18 protein-coding genes and 2 pseudogenes are annotated in these 18774 nt (G+C 37.4%); 15 read left to right on the top strand and 5 right to left on the bottom strand.

Annotated features, from left to right (window positions below):
* Nucleotides 1-145, top strand: a pseudogene (locus ACYVQ1_RS04625) (IS110 family transposase); the annotation flags it as partial.
* A gap of 272 nt (nucleotides 146-417) precedes the next feature.
* Here the strand turns inward: ACYVQ1_RS04625 and ACYVQ1_RS04620 are convergent.
* Nucleotides 418-1599 carry a BaiN/RdsA family NAD(P)/FAD-dependent oxidoreductase gene (locus ACYVQ1_RS04620; RefSeq protein WP_461249860.1) on the bottom strand — a complete coding sequence of 394 codons (1182 nt, stop codon included), beginning with the start codon at nucleotides 1597-1599 and terminating at the stop codon, nucleotides 418-420.
* 112 nt (nucleotides 1600-1711) lie between these two features.
* Here ACYVQ1_RS04620 and ilvD point away from each other — a divergent pair, with 112 nt between their 5' ends.
* The gene (gene ilvD, locus ACYVQ1_RS04615) at nucleotides 1712-3430 is read left to right on the top strand and encodes a dihydroxy-acid dehydratase (protein ID WP_183139902.1); all 1719 of its coding nucleotides are present in this window, start codon (nucleotides 1712-1714) and stop codon (nucleotides 3428-3430) included.
* A 157-nt stretch (nucleotides 3431-3587) separates the two neighbouring features.
* Here the strand turns inward: ilvD and ACYVQ1_RS04610 are convergent, their stop codons facing one another.
* On the bottom strand, nucleotides 3588-3947 hold the full coding sequence (locus ACYVQ1_RS04610) for a metal-sulfur cluster assembly factor (RefSeq protein ID WP_037598415.1): 360 nt from the start codon (nucleotides 3945-3947) through the stop codon (nucleotides 3588-3590).
* Between the two features lie 504 nt (nucleotides 3948-4451).
* Here ACYVQ1_RS04610 and ACYVQ1_RS04605 point away from each other — a divergent pair.
* From ACYVQ1_RS04605 to ACYVQ1_RS04595, 3 genes are all read left to right on the top strand, one after another.
* The gene (locus ACYVQ1_RS04605; RefSeq protein WP_151404305.1) at nucleotides 4452-4988 is read left to right on the top strand and encodes a DUF536 domain-containing protein; all 537 of its coding nucleotides are present in this window, start codon (nucleotides 4452-4454) and stop codon (nucleotides 4986-4988) included.
* 49 nt (nucleotides 4989-5037) lie between these two features.
* Nucleotides 5038-5628, top strand: a complete 591-nt coding sequence (locus tag ACYVQ1_RS04600) for a 3'-5' exonuclease (RefSeq protein ID WP_002891650.1) — start codon at nucleotides 5038-5040, stop codon at nucleotides 5626-5628.
* 174 nt (nucleotides 5629-5802) lie between these two features.
* Nucleotides 5803-6531: a MerR family transcriptional regulator gene (locus ACYVQ1_RS04595; RefSeq protein ID WP_461249861.1), complete on the top strand. Its 729-nt coding sequence runs from the start codon at nucleotides 5803-5805 to the stop codon at nucleotides 6529-6531.
* A gap of 52 nt (nucleotides 6532-6583) precedes the next feature.
* On the opposite strand, the gene ACYVQ1_RS04590 is transcribed toward ACYVQ1_RS04595, so the two are convergent.
* Both ACYVQ1_RS04590 and ACYVQ1_RS04585 read right to left on the bottom strand, forming a co-directional pair.
* Entirely contained in the window at nucleotides 6584-9226 is a 2643-nt protein-coding gene (locus ACYVQ1_RS04590) for an FtsX-like permease family protein (protein ID WP_461249862.1), read from the bottom strand.
* A 14-nt stretch (nucleotides 9227-9240) separates the two neighbouring features.
* Entirely contained in the window at nucleotides 9241-9942 is a 702-nt protein-coding gene (locus ACYVQ1_RS04585; protein ID WP_002884692.1) for an ABC transporter ATP-binding protein, read from the bottom strand.
* A 1104-nt stretch (nucleotides 9943-11046) separates the two neighbouring features.
* On the opposite strand from ACYVQ1_RS04585, the gene ACYVQ1_RS04580 reads away from it, so the two are divergent.
* Nucleotides 11047-11664, top strand: a complete 618-nt coding sequence (locus tag ACYVQ1_RS04580; RefSeq protein WP_037599168.1) for a hypothetical protein — start codon at nucleotides 11047-11049, stop codon at nucleotides 11662-11664.
* Nucleotides 11665-11784: 120 nt separating this feature from the next.
* On the opposite strand, the gene ACYVQ1_RS04575 is transcribed toward ACYVQ1_RS04580, so the two are convergent.
* Nucleotides 11785-12084 carry a YbaB/EbfC family nucleoid-associated protein gene (locus ACYVQ1_RS04575; RefSeq protein WP_021143723.1) on the bottom strand — a complete coding sequence of 100 codons (300 nt, stop codon included), beginning with the start codon at nucleotides 12082-12084 and terminating at the stop codon, nucleotides 11785-11787.
* Between the two features lie 311 nt (nucleotides 12085-12395).
* On the opposite strand from ACYVQ1_RS04575, the gene ACYVQ1_RS04570 reads away from it, so the two are divergent.
* From ACYVQ1_RS04570 to ACYVQ1_RS04530, 9 genes and pseudogenes are all read left to right on the top strand, one after another.
* Nucleotides 12396-12905: a hypothetical protein gene (locus ACYVQ1_RS04570; protein ID WP_461249863.1), complete on the top strand. Its 510-nt coding sequence runs from the start codon at nucleotides 12396-12398 to the stop codon at nucleotides 12903-12905.
* A gap of 23 nt (nucleotides 12906-12928) precedes the next feature.
* On the top strand, nucleotides 12929-13435 hold the full coding sequence (locus ACYVQ1_RS04565; RefSeq protein WP_461249864.1) for a hypothetical protein: 507 nt from the start codon (nucleotides 12929-12931) through the stop codon (nucleotides 13433-13435).
* Nucleotides 13436-13458: 23 nt separating this feature from the next.
* A complete protein-coding gene (locus ACYVQ1_RS04560; protein WP_461249865.1) occupies nucleotides 13459-13968 on the top strand; it encodes a hypothetical protein in 510 nt (169 codons plus the stop codon).
* Nucleotides 13969-14596: 628 nt separating this feature from the next.
* Nucleotides 14597-15478: a hypothetical protein gene (locus ACYVQ1_RS04555; RefSeq protein WP_461249866.1), complete on the top strand. Its 882-nt coding sequence runs from the start codon at nucleotides 14597-14599 to the stop codon at nucleotides 15476-15478.
* 138 nt (nucleotides 15479-15616) lie between these two features.
* Complete coding sequence (locus ACYVQ1_RS04550; RefSeq protein ID WP_461249867.1) at nucleotides 15617-16420, top strand: FxLYD domain-containing protein; 804 nt, start codon at nucleotides 15617-15619, stop codon at nucleotides 16418-16420.
* 229 nt (nucleotides 16421-16649) lie between these two features.
* Nucleotides 16650-17354: an ImmA/IrrE family metallo-endopeptidase gene (locus tag ACYVQ1_RS04545; RefSeq protein ID WP_461249868.1), complete on the top strand. Its 705-nt coding sequence runs from the start codon at nucleotides 16650-16652 to the stop codon at nucleotides 17352-17354.
* 8 nt (nucleotides 17355-17362) lie between these two features.
* Nucleotides 17363-18046: a helix-turn-helix domain-containing protein gene (locus tag ACYVQ1_RS04540; RefSeq protein ID WP_461249869.1), complete on the top strand. Its 684-nt coding sequence runs from the start codon at nucleotides 17363-17365 to the stop codon at nucleotides 18044-18046.
* Between the two features lie 132 nt (nucleotides 18047-18178).
* Complete coding sequence (locus tag ACYVQ1_RS04535) at nucleotides 18179-18517, top strand: hypothetical protein (RefSeq protein ID WP_461249870.1); 339 nt, start codon at nucleotides 18179-18181, stop codon at nucleotides 18515-18517.
* Nucleotides 18517-18708, top strand: a pseudogene (locus ACYVQ1_RS04530) (DNA polymerase); the annotation flags it as partial. The gene ACYVQ1_RS04535 and the pseudogene ACYVQ1_RS04530, both read left to right, overlap by 1 nt.
* Nucleotides 18709-18774 lie beyond the last annotated feature (66 nt).

Raw genomic sequence — 18774 nt, 5'->3', positions numbered from 1 at the left:
CTTTTATGAGAAACGAAAAAGACAATCGACAATAGCTTCAACTAAGCCACATACGATTGCCTCTATACATCGTCTCATTCGAACAATGTATTACCTCATTACGCATAACAAACTTTACGATTACTCTTTAACCCAAAATCGATAAGGCTGTCTATGCCGTATTATTGTAACACCTTGTTTCAAAAAATACCAGATGAGGTGTTTTTTTAGCATGCCCATTTATGGATAAAAAAGGGTTAAAAATAAGACAGTAACCTCAGAATAGCTACTGTCTTATCTCTTTTTTTACTTAAAGCCTTGATAGACTTGACAAATGGTAGAAAAGTGCCCCTTCCGTTTTAGAAGGGACACTTTTTAGGTATAGTAATTAAAAAGAAGATGGTTTTAACAGCTTTTTATGATAGGAGGACTCAATCCTTAGTCCCAAGGGCTCTGAATCCCTGCTACCCAACCGGTACAGAGGGCGCTAGTAATGTTAAAGCCACCAGTATGGGCATTGATGTCAAGGACCTCTCCTGCAAAGTGTAGGTGAGGGACTTTTTTACTTTCTAGAGTCTTGGGATTAATTTCCTTAAGGTCAACGCCACCTTTAGTCACAAAGGATTTGGCAAGTGACATTTTACCTGTGATTGGAATCTCCATGCCCTTAAGCTGACTGATAATGTTTTCCAAGTCTTTGGGATGCAGTTGTTTAACCTTGCTATCAGCCTTGTCTTCTGCTAGGAATTCAGCGACACGCTCAGGTACAAGAGCTTTGAGGGTGTTTTTGACAGATTTCTCGCGATTTTCCTCAAAGTAAGCCTTGAGATTTTCTTGGCTTTGGTTGGGAAGAAAGTCCAGATGAGCTATCTCACCACCCTTGACAAAACTGGAAAGACGTAGGGCAGCTGGGCCAGATAGGCCAAAATGGGTGAAGAGAAGGTCATGGGTAATCTTGTGCTTGCCATAGGACAGAGTGACATCATCAAGAGAAATTCCTTGTAAGGCCTTGTGGGGGAAGTCGGTTAGGAGTGGACTTTCCGCAGCTTCAAGATTAGTGACCTGGAGCTTAAAATGGCGGGCAATATCATGTCCAAAACCAGTTGAACCAGTCGATGGATAAGATTTTCCTCCAGTTGTGACGATGAGTTTATCACTGGTAAAAGTCTGTTCTGAAGACTTAACTTGAAATTGCTCATCAACCTTTTTTACGGAGACAACTTCTGTATTGGTGAGGATGCTAGCACCAAGTTCCTGAATCTTATTTTCCAGAGCTTGGATGATGGTCCGTGATTTATCTGTCTTAGGGAAGACACGTCCGTGATCCTCAACCTTAAGTTTGACACCATTGTCCTCGAAAAAAGCAATGATATCGTGGTTATCAAATTGTGAAAAGACGCTATAGAGGAAACGGCCATTACCTGGAATACCTGCTAGAAGATCGTCTAAAGTCCCGTTGTTAGTAACATTACAACGTCCACCACCAGTACCAGCCAGCTTCTTTCCGAGACGTTTATTTTTTTCAATTAGAAGGGTTTGTTGGCCATAAAAGGCTGAGGCAATAGTCGCCATCATGCCAGCAGGACCCCCACCAATAACGATAGTATCAAAATGTTTCATGCCTTTATTTTAGCATAATTTAAAAAGGGAGAATAGTTTGTAAATGGTCAGTTTTTTTAGATAATTTATGTTAGAATAGGAGTAGAAGTTTAAATTAGAATAGTTATTAACTATGGAGGAAAATATCGTGTCTGAAAATAACATGAAACACCGTTCATCTGTCTACGATAGCATGGTTAAATCACCTAACCGTGCCATGCTTCGTGCGACTGGGATGACGGATGATAGTTTTGAAAAGCCTATTGTTGGGGTTATCTCAACTTGGGCTGAGAACACACCATGTAATATCCACTTGCACGGTTTTGGTCAAATTGCCAAAGAAGGTGTTAAAGACGCGGGTGCTTGGCCAGTTCAATTTGGTACGATTACTGTTGCTGATGGTATTGCCATGGGGACACCAGGAATGCGTTTCTCATTGACATCTCGTGATATCATCGCTGACTCAATCGAAGCAGCTATGGGTGGTCACAACGTCGATGCCTTTGTTGCTATTGGTGGTTGTGATAAGAACATGCCTGGTTCTATGATTGCCATTGCTAACATGGATATTCCAGCGATTTTTGCCTATGGTGGTACCATTGCACCAGGTAACCTTAACGGTAAGGATATCGACTTGGTTTCTGTTTTCGAAGGTATCGGTAAATGGAACCACGGTGATATGACCGCAGAAGAGGTTAAAGATCTTGAATGTAATGCCTGCCCTGGCCCTGGTGGTTGTGGTGGTATGTATACTGCCAACACAATGGCGACAGCAATCGAAGTAATGGGGATGAGCCTTCCAGGATCATCATCTCACCCTGCAGAATCAGCTGAGAAGAAAGCAGATATCGAAGAAGCAGGTCGTGCAGTTGTTAAGATGCTTGAACTAGGTCTTAAGCCATCAGATATCTTGACACGTGAAGCCTTTGAAGATGCCATCACTGTCACAATGGCGCTTGGTGGTTCAACAAATGCGACACTTCACTTGCTCGCTATTGCTCATGCAGCTAACGTTGATTTGACACTTGAAGATTTCAACGATTTCCAAGAGCGTGTGCCTCACTTGGCTGACTTGAAACCTTCAGGTCAATATGTCTTCCAAGATCTTTACAATGTTGGTGGTGTACCAGCCGTTATGAAATACCTTCTTAAGAATGGTTTTCTTCACGGTGATCGTATCACATGTACTGGTAAGACTGTTGCAGAAAACTTGGAGGCCTTCGATGATTTGACACCAGGTCAAAAAGTCATCATGCCGCTTGAAAATCCTAAACGTGCTGATGGTCCATTGATTATCTTGAAAGGTAACTTGGCTCCAGAAGGTGCGGTTGCCAAAGTATCAGGGGTTAAAGTTCGTAACATCACTGGTCCTGCTAAAGTATTTGACTCAGAAGAAGATGCCATCGAAGCAGTTCTTTCTGATGAAATCGTTGATGGCGACGTAGTTGTTGTACGTTTTGTAGGTCCTAAGGGTGGTCCTGGTATGCCAGAAATGTTGTCATTGTCTTCAATGATCGTTGGTAAAGGTCAAGGGGACAAGGTTGCCCTCTTGACAGATGGACGTTTCTCAGGTGGTACTTACGGACTCGTTGTTGGTCACATTGCTCCTGAAGCTCAGGTTGGTGGACCTATTGCCTACCTCCGTACAGGTGATATGGTTACAGTTGACCAAGATACCAAAGAAATTACGATGCACGTTTCAGACGAAGAGTTGGCGAAACGTAAAGTGGAAACTGAGTTGCCACCACTTTATAGCCGTGGTGTCCTCGGTAAATACGCTCACATCGTTTCTTCAGCGTCACGTGGTGCCGTTACCGACTTCTGGAACATGGATAAATCAGGCAAAGCCTAATTAGATGATATAAAACAAAATCACACCGGACATTTGTTCGATGTGATTTTTTGATATTAATTTCTAAGACAGTTGTTGGCAGTATGATGACAAGTAATGGTTTGTCTGTTGTTACTCTAGTAAAAAACCGGTTGGAAATGTCCAATCGGTTTTCCTTTTATTTTCCGCCTCGAGGTGAGATACCAAGAGCGATACGTCCATAACGGCTGATGCGTGTCATCTTCCAGACTGGTGAATAAGTAGTTTCCACCTTGACAGAGTTAATACCGTCAATGGATTTTAGCTTTTCAGCGATTTCATAAGGCATAGTCTCTTCACAGCCACAACCAGTATCAGTAAAGGTCATAAGGAAGTAGCAGTGGCCATTTTCATCGACAGTGATTTCATAAATCAAACCAAGGTTGTAAATGTCTAGCTCAATCTCAGGGTCGAATACAGTGGTCATTTGTTCGACGATTGGCTCTAAGAAGGGCTGGGCCAAATCATTGACCTTAATATCATCACGGAAGTTTTTCATAGGACTCATTCTTTCTATTTTGCTTTTGTTTATTATGGCATAATTTAGGGCTTTTTTCAATCTCGGATGGCAATATGAGGCTTTAGTAAGCGAGTAAAGTTACAATAAAAAAACTCCAACAGTCAAACCGTTGAAGATAATGTGATTTATGCTTCAATATCAAGTCGTTTTGCAACCAAGGTTGCTCGAATACCATCAAAAATTGGAGCAAGAATGAAAATCCCAAACCTTGTGGAATTGTTCCCACCATTCCTAGATACAACAGATCTGATACCGACCAAACCCAATTTGGAAGTACCGATTGTTTAAGTCAAAGACTTTCCTTCTATATACATTTATACCCACACATAGTTTACCAAAAGCTTAGCTTCCTATCAAGTAAATTGTTTGAAGAGTGAAAGGAAAAAAAGTCCTTCAGATATCTAGAATAACTAGTCAAATTGACAGAAAGGAGTGATTGTGATATTCTCATAGTAAGACATTTCAAGAGAAAATGAGGCTATTATGAGTATTGAAAAGACAGTCAGCGAGATTGCTGAAATCCTTGGTGTTAGTCGTCAAGCAGTCAATAATCGTGTCAAACAACTTCCAGAAGAAGATCTAGAAAAAAATGCTAAAGGGGTTACTGTCGTTAAACGCAGTGGCTTAATTAAGTTGGAGGAAATTTACAAGAAAACCATCTTTGACGATGAGCCAATCGATGAAGAAACAAAACAACGTGAGTTGTTGGAGATTCTTGTAGACGAGAAAAACTCTGAGATTGCCCGTCTCTATGCTCAGTTGAAGGCTAAGGACGAGCAGTTGTCTAACATGGATGACCAATTGCGTGTCAAAGACGTTCAAATCGCCGAAAAGGACAAGCAAATTGATCAACAGCAGCAATTGACCTTGACTGCTATGAAGGACAAGGAAGAGCTTAAGCTGGAACTTGATGAGGCTAAGGTTGAGGTTGACGAAGCCAAGGCCCAAGTGGAAGAAATCCAGACCAAACAAGAAGAAGCTTCTAATAAAGGTTTCTTTGGACGTCTATTTGGAAAATAAAAAAGAAGCTGGGACTCAGTCTCAGCTTTAACTATTGTAGGAGATTAAAATGGAAAATTTAGAAACTTATATTGCCTTTGATTTGGAGTTTAACACAGTGGATGGTGTTAGCCATATTATCCAAGTATCGGCTGTTAAGCTGAATCAGCATGAGGAAGTGGACCAGTTTGATTCTTTCGTCTATTCGGATGTTCCTTTGCAATCCTTTATCAATGGTTTGACTGGAATTACAGCGGATAAGATTGCCAAGGCACCAAAGCTAGAGTCTGTTCTGGCGGATTTTAAATCATTTGTTGGTGACACTCCACTTATTGGCTACAATGCTCTTAAATCAGATTTGCCTATTCTAGCTGAAAATGGTTTGGACTTGGAAGAGCAATATGCTTTAGATGTTTTCGATGAGGCCTTTGACCGTCGTGCTTCTGATTTGAACGGTATTGTTAACCTCAAGTTGACTAGTGTGGCAGATTTCTTTGGAATCAAGGGACACGGTCATAACAGCTTGGAGGATGCTCGTATGACCGCACAGATTTACGAGAAGTTTCTCGAATTAGATGAGAATGCCAAACTTTTGGAGCAACAGGAAGAAGTCAGTAACAATCCTTTTGCTGCCTTAGGTTTGGGTGGCCTTTTCGACTAGGGCTTTACAGAAGCTGTAAAGGGTGTAAAGAGTGATAGCTAACTTTTTCTGTAAGAAAAGAAAATCCTCTAGGGTTAGGGCTTGCATATTACCTTGCGTTATAAGGTAGAATCTAGGTATCAAGGGTGGCTAAGGTCCTCCTTTGATAGAAAATCTTAAAAGGAGGTGACTGAGATGTCGCAGTTTTCAACAGGAGAGTTGGCTAAGGCAGCAGAAGTGTCTGTTAGGACTGTCCAGTACTATGATCAACGAGGTATCTTGACGCCGTCTGAAGTCACAGAAGGTGGTCGGAGAATCTATCACGAATCAGACTTGGAACGCCTGCAAGTCATTTGTTTCTTAAGAGATTTGGATTTCTCAATTAATCAAATCAAAAAACTCTTGCAAGAGGAGAATAGGGAACAGGTTTTAGAGCTTTTGTTGACAGATCAAATCGAGAGCTTGGAAAAGTCTTCGAAGGAAATAGAGGTCAAACTAAAACGTGCCCGTCACTTGCAAAAAGAAACTGCTAAGTGGCGTCAACTTTCACTAGAAGATTTGTCAGACATTTCACGTCTTATGGAAAATCAAAAATCATGGCGTCATTTGCAGTTGAGAATGTATGGGAGTATCGTTCTAATCTCCCTTCTTTATCTGGTAAGTCTACTGATAGTCATTTATTATTTTAAGGATCCTAGAGGTTTGTTTGTTGTCTGCCCCGCATTTATCATAGCCACAAATTTAGTGGTGTTTCACTATAGAAAGCAGTTCGAATACCTCTGTCCTAATTGTCATAAGGCTTTTGACCCTAGTTTTAAAGAGTTTGCTCTTGCAGGGCATACTCCTAGGACTCGTAAACTGACTTGTCCTCATTGTCATGTGAAGACCTACTGTCTAGAGTTGGCTAAGACTAAAATGAAATAAATTTATCGAATATAAAAAAACGCTTGAGAATTACTTCTCAGGCGTTTTTAGCTTATTCAACTGAACTTAGAGCTTCGAGCATATTAAGCTTGGCTAGGCGGTTATTAACAACGAAGCCAAGGATAATAAGAATGAAGCCGATAAGAACAGCTGGTAAAAGGTAGGTAGCCAAACCGATCGATGGATCAAACATGATACGATCTGGCGGAATGATGCTTACCATATATTGGTGGAGTGCTTGTCCAAGACCAAACCCTACGAAGATACCGATGATAGACAGGTAAATAGTTTCACGATAGATGTAGAGGGATACTTCATTATTGTAGAAACCAAGAACCTTAACGGTTGAAAGTTCGTGAATACGTTCTGAAACGTTGATGTTAGTTAGGTTATAGAGAACAACCACAGCAAGGAGAATGGAAACCGTAATCAAAATACCAATAACCTGTGTCAATGAATTGACCATAGTGCTGATTTGCAGTTTAAGATTGTTGTTTTGAACAACACCGTAAACATTTGGCAAGTTGATGAATTTGGCTGCCATATTTTCAACATTTTGCTTAGTTGGTTCAACGAGAGTAACAAGGTTGGCATTATTCACTGAAGGTGTCCCAAAAGCTTTTTGGTAGTAGCTAGCATTCATAAAGAGGAAATGCCCCATGTACATTTCAGTGATACCAGCTATCTTAATCTTGACAGATTCATCCTGACTGTTTTGCACAGTAATGGTATCTCCGACCTTGAGGTTTAGAAGTTTTGCCATTTTTTCAGAGATAATTGCTCCGTCATTAGATAGCTTGAGAGTCTTATTGCGGTCTCGGTCATGTAAGCTAACGTAACTGTCAATGAGTTTTTCGTCACGGTCGTTAAAGACAAGAGTTGAGATTTCTTGGGTGTCCTTATTGGTACCGGCAATTTTTTGCAAGGTTTCAAAATGGACATTCAAGTATTCTTTGACGTCTTTGCTATCGAGGAGTTTTGTGAGTTCCTCATCCAGAGCACTTGACGCATTTGGTTGCTTGGCAACAATCATATCATAGTGAATGATGTCTTCAAACTGTTGCTGGTTAAGGTTAGATACAGAAGATCGAATTCCTAAACCTGCGAAGAGAAGTGCAATAGAACCTGCGACACCAAAGAGGGTCATAAACATCCGTTGCTTATAGCGGAAAATATTACGCATGGTAACTTTTTCTGTAAAGCTGAGACGTTTCCAAAGCGGTGTGATGCGCTCTAGGACAATCTTAGCTCCTGCTCGAGGTGGTTTTGGAAGGAGGAGTTGGGAAGGTTTTTCCCAGAGCTCTTTCTTGGCAACCACAAAGGCAGGTAGCACAGCAGATAAGAGACCTAAAAGGAAGGCCACAAGGGTAAGTCCTAAGTAGAAGTGCAATTCAAAAGCAGGAAGCTGCAAATCGCTCTTATAAGTGTTGTGAATTAGAATCGGAAGTAGTGTATGACCGGTAATAACACCTGCGGTTGTACCAGTAATACTCGTTATCAAACCATAAATGACGAATTTATGGATAATTCGCGAATTACTGTAGCCTAGGGCGTTGAAAATACCAGCCTTACCACGCTCTTCTTCAACAAAGCGTCCCATGGTTACAAAGGTAACCAAAGCTGCCATAAAGTAGAGAGCGACAGGGAAGATGTTACTCACATCGTGAATGATATTAATATTACTTTCATAAGCAACATATCCCTCGGAACCCGGAATCTCTCGACGTGAGTAGAATTGATAGCTAGGCGCTGGTAAATTATCAACCATTGCTTGACTTTCTTCGAGTTCTTTTTGCTTGGCTTCAATCTTGGTAGTAGCTTCTTTGACACTAGCAGCTTCAGCAGCGTTGCTTGTAGCCATTTGCTGGGTCTGTGCGAGGGCTGTTTCAAGTTCTTGTTTAGCTTGAGTAATTTGAGCTTGAGACTGAGACTTGATCTCAGTTAGGCGTTTTTCAGGTTCATCTTTAAAGAGTTTCTTGAGTTCAGCCTTTCGTTCAGAAATCTTATTTGCGTATTCCTCACTAAAAGGACTAACATTTTCCAAATCCTTGTAGCGGATGCGGGCAATCATGTAATCATTAGAGGTGAAGTTCGTCTCTGGAACAATGGCGTAGCCATCTAGTTTCCCCGTACCAGCGCTGGCATTACCAAGACGGTTCCTAGAGAGAAGTTCAGAGGAATTAACAAAACCAGTAATGGTATATGTTTGTTCCTTTAACTGTTTTTGCCCTGAGCCATCTACTGGCTCAGAAAAGTTAATCTTATCTCCGACGCTATATTCTTCTTTATAAGTTGAGGAAAGAGCGATTTCCCCGTCCTTAGTAGGAAGTTTCCCCTCAATAAGGTCGTAAGTGGAGATTTTCTTAGGTTTAGAGAAGATACGAAATGCCGTATTCGTCCCCTTGACGACAGCATCTTTGAAATAACCATACTCGATGTCTACATTCTTCTTTTTAATTGTATTGAGAAGGTCCTGATCGGTTTGGTTGATACTGTAAGTACTGATTAAGCTCAAGTCAGCTGTTTGATGCGTCTTGAAGAAGTGTTCCCCAGTTTTCTTCATATTAGGAGAAGTTACTTTAAGACCAATCAAGGCAAAGGATCCCAGTGCCATAAGTAAGGCAATAGAGAGCATACGCCCTTTAGAAGCTACAAAGGTTCGCCAAACATCTTTCCAATAAGTTGTTTTTTTCATGACGTTGCTCCTTTCTAGTATTCCAAGTCCTCGATTTTTTGTGGATTAGGATTAAGTTCCACACTCTTAATCTTGGCATCGTGCATTCGAATGACACGATCGGCAATTGGAGCTAGAGAAGCATTATGGGTCACGATAATAACAGTTGTTCCCTGTTTGCGAGCCATTTCTTGAAGGAGGGTCAGGATTTGTTTTCCTGTTTGATAATCCAGAGCCCCTGTTGGTTCATCACAAAGAAGAATCTTTGGATTTTTGGCAACGGCGCGTGCAATAGCGACACGTTGTTGCTCCCCACCAGATAGTTGTGATGGGAAGTTGTCTAAGCGGTCTCCCAAACCGACTTCGACGAGTGTTTGAGTAGCATCTTTAGCGTTTGGAACGATTTCAGATGCTAGTTCGACGTTTTCCCTGGCCGTAAGGTTAGAAACTAAGTTGTAAAATTGGAACACAAAGCCAACGTCCTCACGACGATAGGTTGTAAGTTCTTTGGCTGTGTATTCAGAGATATCCTTACCATCAATAATGACGCGGCCTTCGTCATTGGTGTCCATACCACCCAAGATGTTAAGAACGGTTGATTTCCCAGCGCCAGAGGCACCAAGAATAACGACAAGCTCCCCTTTTTCGATATCAAAGCTTACGTCGTTGTTTGCGATAATTTCCAGATCACCGGTTTTATAGCGTTTATAGCTATGCTTCATTTGAATATAAGCCATGAATTTCCCTTTCATACGAAAATAATGATGCTGATAATTACCTATCTTTCCGTACTCTATTGTAACGGATTTTCCTTGGAATATCTAGGTTTTGAGGGAAAAAAAGGTTTAAAAGTAGAGAAGTTCTTCTTACATGTGACAGAAATGTGGACGAAGCGCTCACATATGAGAAAATACTATTTCAGATGAGCTTTGAGTGAGGTGAAGATTTGGTGAAATAGTTATAAAGTTAGGTTATTTTCAGTCTTTTACGGAGGAATATACTATTTTTTTCAATTTCCATAATTATCGGAGAGTTTAGGTCGGTAAATACTTCATCATAGGGGGTGCCAAAGGAAATCTAGTTTTCCATCAAAGTTGATGATAGATAAAGAGTTTTTTCATAGTTTCTAGCAATGACGTATCCAGAATACGGACATTTTTTTTGAATTTGGAGGATACATTTTCTATATGGGGAAAGTTATTTATGGGGAAATAGAGGGATTTTCGTAATGATTTTTTGTGTGTTAGTTATTTTTAAAGAAGTTGTAAACACCTTAAAAATATATATCTAAATGAGAGATGTGCATCTTTAAGATTAGTTATTTATTATGGAGTATTCCATAAAGTTACCCTTAAATCCTTTTGTTGTGGCATTATTTTGACTAATAGAGGAATTCTAGTTCCTAATCTTATTTTAGGATGTTGAGAATTCGACTTCCTGTCTCAAGAATTCTTTTTTATAGTTACATTTAAAGTGTTTTGACAAAATTTTCCTATCCGATAAAATTTTTTTGGAGATAAGTCAGCAAAAGTGCTTTCTGAAGAATCTGTCTAAAAAACAACTATTATTTCCCTAAGTACTACTTAAAGAAATTACCATTTGCATAGCGTTAAAAAGCTAATCTGATAATAGATTAGCATCAATTTTAAGACATGAAGTTGTCATTTATTTAAAATGCTTAAAAATTAAAGAAACGCTTGAAATCAAGGGGGTTGCATGCTAAGATTGTTATCTAGGTGAAGGGTTGGTCAAACAGCTCAACCGATCTTTTACCTCCTACAGCAGTAAATAGGACGCCTTGTTAGCCAGTTAGAGCTAACCAAATAAATAGTGAGGGATTTATGATTAAGAACAAAGATAATGGTTTTATCGGCAAAGCAATAATCAGCTTGATTGCTACTTTGGGGACTCTGGCTCTATTCATGGGTACCAGTGGGGCCTCGGCTGACGTCAAAGAAACTCCTAAACTTGATTTAGATGCCAATATGACTAAGGTTCAAACCGTTAGTGATGAGGACTTGAAGAATCATGATGGGCAAGCTCAGGATACGAAGAAGCAAGAAACACCTGGACAAAAACAGCCAGAAACTGAAGAATCTAAGACTACAGATGAGGAAACTCCTGACTACATCGTTATCACCGAGGTAGTGGATTCGTCGGAGCATAAGCAGGACTCTAATCAAGTGGTTGATGGAGTAGCTCAAACGCTTGACCCAGACTTGTTGAATGAGATTTTAGCTCAAACTAGCGAGGTTGGAGAATACCAGATTTATGTCAAGAATGATGATGAACTATTAATCTCAGGACCTGTACCTTCCCAAACAGCGAATGAGGATGTGAATTACCCTACTTTAGAAAGTTCATTGGATTCAGCGAGTATCTACTTAGGTCAAAAGAATCGCTATAAATTGGCAAACGAAGAAGACGCACAGTCAGGTCTTGCTTTGGTTGAAGAATAAAATTTTTATATGACTAACACAAAAAGACTTGGACGACTTTTGTCCAAGTCTTTTGTATGTTATGACTGAGTTGCTAGATGAGTATATAGAAAAAGGAACCGTGAGATTCCTTTTCATTTTTTAGAATGGCAATTTACCTGCAAAGGCACCCATTGATTTTTTAGTCGCTTCGTCAATTTGTTCAAGAGCATTGTTAAGTGCTTGAACAGTCATATCTTGGAGTGTTTCCACATCATCAGGATCTACGACAGCATCAGCGAAAGTGATGTTAACTACTTTTTTGTCACCAGTTAATTCAGCAACTACCAGGTCTTGGGCTGATTTTCCAGTGAAAGTTGTAGCAGCCAACTCAGCTTGGCTTTTTTCCATTTGTTTCTGAAGCTTTTGAGCTTGCTTCATCATGTTTTGCATGTTCATCATAATATTTTCTAGATTCCTTTCATACCAAGGGTTTAGCCCCTGTTTCTTAAATTTTACTGCCCACTTCTGCCCAGAAATAAGTAGTATAAAAATCTTAACTATTATACCATGTTTAGCTTGATTAACAAAGTGAGGAGAAGTATTGGAGGAATTTGTTAAGACTTGATTTTTTCTTGTTCATAAAAATGTTAGATCAGTTACAAAGCCACCAATCCTTAAATTATGAGACTTGTTAAAAATAGTGTACAATGGTTTATTGTTAATCCGGTCAAAAATTCGATTGGAGATAGAAAAAGAAAGAGAAGAAAAGAATGCGAAAAAGAAATATTTTGGGGCTCTTTGTAGGACTAATTATAGGGCTGTATACAATCTTAGGAATGAGCCTATTTATCTTTATTAATTTAAAATTCAACTCTGTTTATTATGCTCAGCATATTCCTCATAAGGAGGGAACAGAACCGGACATCATTATGCTGATGGAGAATAATGGATGGACTTATACACCAGAAATAGATGGTATTAGCTATGATGAAGATGGAATGTACGCTATAACTAGAAAAAAAGGAACGAAAACGTCTATATTAGGTCTTTCAGGTGATACTCTATATTTTAGTTCGGCATCGGGTGATGGTTATCTTTTAAATCATGATTTTTCTATCAAAGCTGCTTTTGACAAACGTTATCATACTATTAAATATAATCAACGAAAAGTCCAAAAAGAAATTAGAGAAACTGTTCAACCTGTGCTTGATGCTCAACCAAAACCATTAATTAATCTTCAGTGGTTGTTTAATTTAATTTATCAAGGTAGGTTCAATTAGAAAATAAGAAAGAGAAGAAAAGAATGCGAAAAAGAAATATTTTGGGGCTCTTTGTAGGACTAATTATAGGGCTGTATACAATCTTAGGAATGAGCCTATTTATCTTTATTAATTTAAAATTCAACTCTGTTTATTATGCTCAGCATATTCCTCATAAGGAGGGGACAGAACCGGATCTCGTTATGTTGATAGAGAATATGGACTGGATTTATACACCAGAGATTGATGGTATTCGATACGACAATGATGGAACAAATGCTATTATAAATACTAAAAGCAAATCTTTTCTAACAAAATCCTTAGGAAACTTTTTATATGATAAGGATAATATGACTATCGGTTTTGACAGTACGTTTAGATTTGACCACGTCAGTTATTTTTCAGAAGAAGCAAAAAGAATTCAAGTTAATGAATCGAAAATTAAACGAGAGATTAGGGAAGATTTTTCCCCAATTATGAAGGTTCAAACAAAACCCTTTATCAATCTTCAATGGTTGTTTAATTTAATTTATCAAAGTAGGTTTAACTAGAGAAAAAGAAAGAGAAGACAGGAATGCAAAAAAGAAATATTTTAGGGATTTTTGTAGGACTATTTATAGGGTTGGTTACAGTCTTAGGAATGAGCCTATTTATCTTTATTAATTTAAAATTTAACTCTGTTTATTATGCTCAGCATATCCCTCATAAGGAGGGGACAGATCCGGACGTCATTATGTTGATGGAGAATATGGGTTGGGCCTATACACCGGAAATAGAAGGTATTAGCTACGATGATGATGGGTCGTATTCTATAACTAGAGAAAAAGGAACTAAAACGTCTGTATTAGATCTTACAGGTGATACTCTATTTTTTCATTCCGAATCAAATGATAGGTATCTTCTTAATCGTAATTTTTCTGTCCAACATGCTTTTGACAAACGTTATCATACTATTAAATATAATCAACGAAAAGTCCAAAAAGAAATTAGAGAAACTGTTCAACCTGTGATTGATGCTCAACCAAAACCATTAATCAATCTTCAGTGGTTGTTTAATTTAATTTATCAAAGTAGGTTTAATTAGAGAATAAGATAGCATATTTATCTCAACTTGATTTAAAAGCTGTTTAAAGCTCTCTCCTTGTTTTCTCGGTTCATAGATAAGAACTTTATCCTCATAAGTCATTTTCATAATAAAAACACCCTAAAGTTAGATTTCATTTGTCTAACTTTGGGGTATTTTTATTGTGAGCCTCTTTCTTTTGCGTTGATTCGTGCTGAACCCTTATTTACCTCAGTAAAAATAAAGAAAAAAATATCTCTTGGCCAGGACCGTTGGTTATGGTAGTGTAAAATAAGTTTTGTAAACACAAAAAGGAATAAATCCGTTTTAATAGAGTTGCGAAACATTACTAGATAGCAGATTATAAACGAAAACGCTTTGCAGTTTGCAAAGTGTTTTTTTACGGTTAGAGGATAGGTGCTAATTCTTCCGAAATAAAAAAGTAGTAGAATTGAAAATTATAAGGATGTGGGACTAGGATGTTTTACTTAAATCTCACTTTTGATAGTCAGTTTCAAGTAATCTAATTTTTCATTTGAAGAAGATGAGTGAAAAATGTCTGTATATAGTATAATGATTTTAGAAGAGTTCGAGTTATGAAATGGGGGACCTTGAAAAATAAATTAATGCAGAGGGAGGCAACCGTGACATGAAGTCGAAAAGATATATAATTATTGGAATAGTTGCCATTGTGAGTTTAATTTTCTTTGTAGTAGTGACTTTTTGTGGAAAAGGGCATCAGTGGAGTAATAATGTCGTACAAGGATTTAAATCGCTGGGTCTTAAAGGTAATGTAAAAGTAATTGGGACATATAAAGAAATTGAAGCATTTCACGGTACTGTTGTTGAAGTGAATTATACTGAGAGGTTTTCTGATGGATATTTTTTAGATAAGAATCTTAGAGCAGATATACGAGAATTTAATGGTGAGCATATTTCAGATTTTTATCCTCCGTTATCTACAAAGATCGAAGCATTGCTCAATGACAAAGAAAAAGACTTGTTTGATACTGTTAAATTTAACGAGTTTAGCTTCTTGTTAGATGTTTATAAAATGAGACCAGGTTTTCAACGAGAAGAAGATAAAATCAAAAAAGATGTTGCCAGTAAAATTAATAAACTATTTGATAGGCCAGTGACGTTTGATTATAGTTATAAATTTGAGCCAGTATCCAGAGAAAAAATCTACGCTACTATTCTTTCACAGGCAATCATGAATCGTGATAATGGAGACTTTGAAGCGGCTGGCTTTTATAATATTAGACCTAAAAATTTAATGAAGAGTAAAGCAGTGAGTCTTCATTTGGATTGCATTTTTGCTTCTCTTGATCCTAACGCTAGCGAGTCATTTTCGAGAGAGCATATCGATTATTTTAAAACAAAACTCTTATCGTTGCCCAAAGGTTCATTTTCTGATGGGATATATGAAATACATGGTGATTATAGTGAAGGAGGTAAAAGCATTAGTGTAACTTGTATATTCGTTGTTGAAGGCGGTATTGGTCACTTTGAAGAAGATAAAATGAACTAAAAACAAAAAATACACCTAATTGAAATTTGGTAGAAAAAAGTATCTATACTTGCGTTGTCACTTAAAAGGTATTTCCAATCGTGATAGTAATCAGGGAATCAATACAATAAATGGAATGATAGAAATGGAGGATGGACTTTGTTAAAAAAACTACTAAGGGTATCCTTAATAGCTATTTTACTAATACTTTTGTTAATATCTATATTTAAATCAATCGATAACAGGAATAAGACTTATGATAGGGAATTCATAACTTCATTGGCAACAGGATTAGATGAACGTTGGAAAGTTACTGCCCAAAAGGATGATGATGAACAGGAAATTGAAGACTATAAATCCTATATAGATTATGAATTAATTGAAATTGAACAGTATAAAAATAGGAAGTTTAAAAATCCTAAGTTAAAGAGATTAGCTAACACATATATTAGCATCCAAAGGAATGAAAGAAAATCTATAGAAAATCAAAATTTTGTGGATAGTACTTTTGTAAGTGAATGGAATCAATACCAAAATAAACGTTTTGAATTGCTTCTAGATATTAACTCAATAGTTGAAATTCCTGTTCAGGATAAAAACATTCTAGATAGTATATTGAAATCTGGTAAAGCTGTGAAAGAATTTAATAGAGTTTACGGAATATTAGTAGATACTTTTGATCCCAAAAACTTCGTAGTTGAAGAGATCACAGGTGTATCGGAAAAAGAGAAGCGCTACATAGGCGATTTTGAAAATACTACAGGTCATTACATCAATTACATAGATATTAGCATTGATTTTTATGATGAAAATGATAAAGTTTATTCTGGTTTTCAGTTTAACCCAAGATATGCGTGGGAAAATGGAACTAAAAAAAGCTTCGAATTCTCGATTCCAGATTCAGATACGAGGTTCAAATATTTTAAGGTCAATTTGGGTGAAAAAAGTTTTGGGTTTGAGTAGATTTTCTATTTTATAGAAGGGTAGACAATAGTGTTTCAACTAAGTTCTAAAAATAGATAGTTATGCAAAAAAGAGGTATAAAAATACCTCTTTTTGTTCACTCTTCAATTATGCTGTCACTGTCCATTTACTGTCCTATATTGTGTAAAATATATAAAAGTTGTTAAGTTCACTAGTAGTTAAATCCCTTAAAATCAGTATTTATGATGATAACGAGTCTAAAAAAATCTTGGAACAAGTTTTGAATGGTTTAACAGTGGTTGATGAGTTAGGGACAAGTTTTTCCTATGAACGGGATAATCCTAAACTAAAGCGAAATTTTACTTTATGCCATGAGTTAGGACACTTTATTTTGGATCAAGAAGGGGCTTATTTTGCGGAGTCTGTAGATAATCAAGAGGACATCTTAGAGCGAGAGGCAAATATATTTTCTGCTGTAGTACTAATGCCTGACATTGTCCTTCTGTCAAAAATATACTATAATTGCGAGACCTTCCATCAAATACAAAATAGTCTCGAAGTTTCAAAACAGGCTTTATTTTTTCGTCTTTTGGACTTTCTACGGGAATATTATTCTGGTAAAGATAATGAAATCAAACAAGCAGTTGAGACATATATTGAAGGAAATAACGCTTCTATTTATTGTTTGTTTCATGATATTAGAGAGCAGATTATAGAGGAATTCCATCAGTTTCAACCTTCCCTTATTAATCAGGTTAAGCAGAGAGTGAGTAAACTAGGTTTTACAACTAGTCAAGAATATCCAGATTTATTGAATCAAGATAACTGGAAAGCAATCAAGGAAGAAAATATTAATTTAAAAACGTGGCTTATTTATAATAAAGGGAAGTCGATTGCGTATGTTTGGGATAAAGAAAAATTTTCAGATAAAGAGGCAAGAAAAAAGGCAGAAATACAGTTACTATTAATGTGAGGTGAACTATGTATCAACCAGAACAACTAAAAGCTCGTAGAAAAGAGCTAAAAATGACTCAAAAAGATATTGCGGATCAATTAGGGATCAGTTATCAAGCCTATTCAGCATGGGAACGTGGAGTGAAAGAACCATCTAAAGAGAAAATAAAACGACTAGAACAGCTACTCAGAGTACCAAAAGGCTATTTTACAGAAACTGAGATAGTTCGTTTGTACAATGTATTATCAAATAAAGGTCAAAATCAGGTTTTAGAATACACTCGTAGGTTAGTTCAAGAAGAGTCTAGAAAAATTGTTACGGTTTTAGAAAATCTCTATGAGTACCATGTATACGAAAAGATGTCTGCTGGTATTGGTGCATCAGTTTATGATGATAGGGACTATGATATCGTCTACTTTGATGAAGAACTAGCTCATGATTTTGCGTCATGGGTATCTGGAGATTCTATGGAACCCAAATACCATAATGGTTCAGTAGCTCTTATCCGTGAGACCGGTTTTGATTATGATGGTGCAGTTTATGCTGTAGTGTGGAACTTTCAGACCTTTATCAAGAAAGTCTACCGTGAGGAAGAGGGGCTACGCCTAGTTTCTATTAACAAGGCTTATAAGGACATCTATATTCCTTATGATGAAAACCCTCGTATCGTGGGTAAAATTGTAGGAGACTTTATACCATTAGAGCTATAAGTTAGGAGAATACCATGGGAATGACGTATAAAGAAAAACTAGAAAAAGCTAAAATGGGCAATATTACTATCCCCTCAGAAATTTTGGGAAAAGATACTGTGGGCGTATATAAGTTTTTTGCCATTTTAGAAGATGAAAAAATCTGTTTTTATATTGGAAAATCAACTAATATCAGAGAACGATCGTTGTCTTCAAACGGCCATATTAATTTGTTTTTTTAAAGAATCAGAGAAGTTAGTACCGTCTGAAATTAAATATTATCTTGGTCAAAATTATGAGATTTTAGTTGAAATAGAAGAGGTTGATTACTTCGATACGGACTTTAGCAGAGCATCCCATAGACTTTCTTTGGCTGAAATAACTGAAATTGTTAAATATCAAAGTATGGGACAATGTTTGAAGCAACTACCAGAAGGCATAGGAGAAGGAGAAAGGGAATATTGGGAAAACAGCTATAAAAGAGATAGATAATGGGCTATTTTGATTGTTCACGAGAACCAAAATCTGATATTGCTTTTGTAGATATGAGATTTTTCTATGCTAGTGTTGAGTGTGTGGAACGTGGATTGTATCTTTTAAGGACCTCGCTTTGTGTGATGAGTAGAGCAGATAATTCAAACGGACTTATCTTAGCTTCCTCTCCAATGTTCAAGAAAGTCTTTTGAGCACCACAAGAGGCGAAGTCACAAACTCCGCCTCCTTCTACATATTTTATTTGAAATATCAAG

It is taken from the genome of Streptococcus parasalivarius, from assembly GCF_054785155.1.
Note: the sequence above shows the minus strand (reverse complement) of the source record. Positions and strands in the feature narration are given on the sequence as shown.

Coding starts and splice junctions, on each gene's coding strand:
- ACYVQ1_RS04620 (WP_461249860.1), bottom strand. CDS start 1,599: ATGAAACATTTTGATACTATCGTTATTGGTGGGGGTCCTGCTGGCATG.
- ilvD (WP_183139902.1), top strand. CDS start 1,712: ATGGAGGAAAATATCGTGTCTGAAAATAACATGAAACACCGTTCATCT.
- ACYVQ1_RS04610 (WP_037598415.1), bottom strand. CDS start 3,947: ATGAAAAACTTCCGTGATGATATTAAGGTCAATGATTTGGCCCAGCCC.
- ACYVQ1_RS04605 (WP_151404305.1), top strand. CDS start 4,452: ATGAGTATTGAAAAGACAGTCAGCGAGATTGCTGAAATCCTTGGTGTT.
- ACYVQ1_RS04600 (WP_002891650.1), top strand. CDS start 5,038: ATGGAAAATTTAGAAACTTATATTGCCTTTGATTTGGAGTTTAACACA.
- ACYVQ1_RS04595 (WP_461249861.1), top strand. CDS start 5,803: ATGTCGCAGTTTTCAACAGGAGAGTTGGCTAAGGCAGCAGAAGTGTCT.
- ACYVQ1_RS04590 (WP_461249862.1), bottom strand. CDS start 9,226: ATGAAAAAAACAACTTATTGGAAAGATGTTTGGCGAACCTTTGTAGCT.
- ACYVQ1_RS04585 (WP_002884692.1), bottom strand. CDS start 9,942: ATGGCTTATATTCAAATGAAGCATAGCTATAAACGCTATAAAACCGGT.
- ACYVQ1_RS04580 (WP_037599168.1), top strand. CDS start 11,047: ATGATTAAGAACAAAGATAATGGTTTTATCGGCAAAGCAATAATCAGC.
- ACYVQ1_RS04575 (WP_021143723.1), bottom strand. CDS start 12,084: ATGATGAACATGCAAAACATGATGAAGCAAGCTCAAAAGCTTCAGAAA.
- ACYVQ1_RS04570 (WP_461249863.1), top strand. CDS start 12,396: ATGCGAAAAAGAAATATTTTGGGGCTCTTTGTAGGACTAATTATAGGG.
- ACYVQ1_RS04565 (WP_461249864.1), top strand. CDS start 12,929: ATGCGAAAAAGAAATATTTTGGGGCTCTTTGTAGGACTAATTATAGGG.
- ACYVQ1_RS04560 (WP_461249865.1), top strand. CDS start 13,459: ATGCAAAAAAGAAATATTTTAGGGATTTTTGTAGGACTATTTATAGGG.
- ACYVQ1_RS04555 (WP_461249866.1), top strand. CDS start 14,597: ATGAAGTCGAAAAGATATATAATTATTGGAATAGTTGCCATTGTGAGT.
- ACYVQ1_RS04540 (WP_461249869.1), top strand. CDS start 17,363: ATGTATCAACCAGAACAACTAAAAGCTCGTAGAAAAGAGCTAAAAATG.
- ACYVQ1_RS04535 (WP_461249870.1), top strand. CDS start 18,179: ATGAAAAAATCTGTTTTTATATTGGAAAATCAACTAATATCAGAGAAC.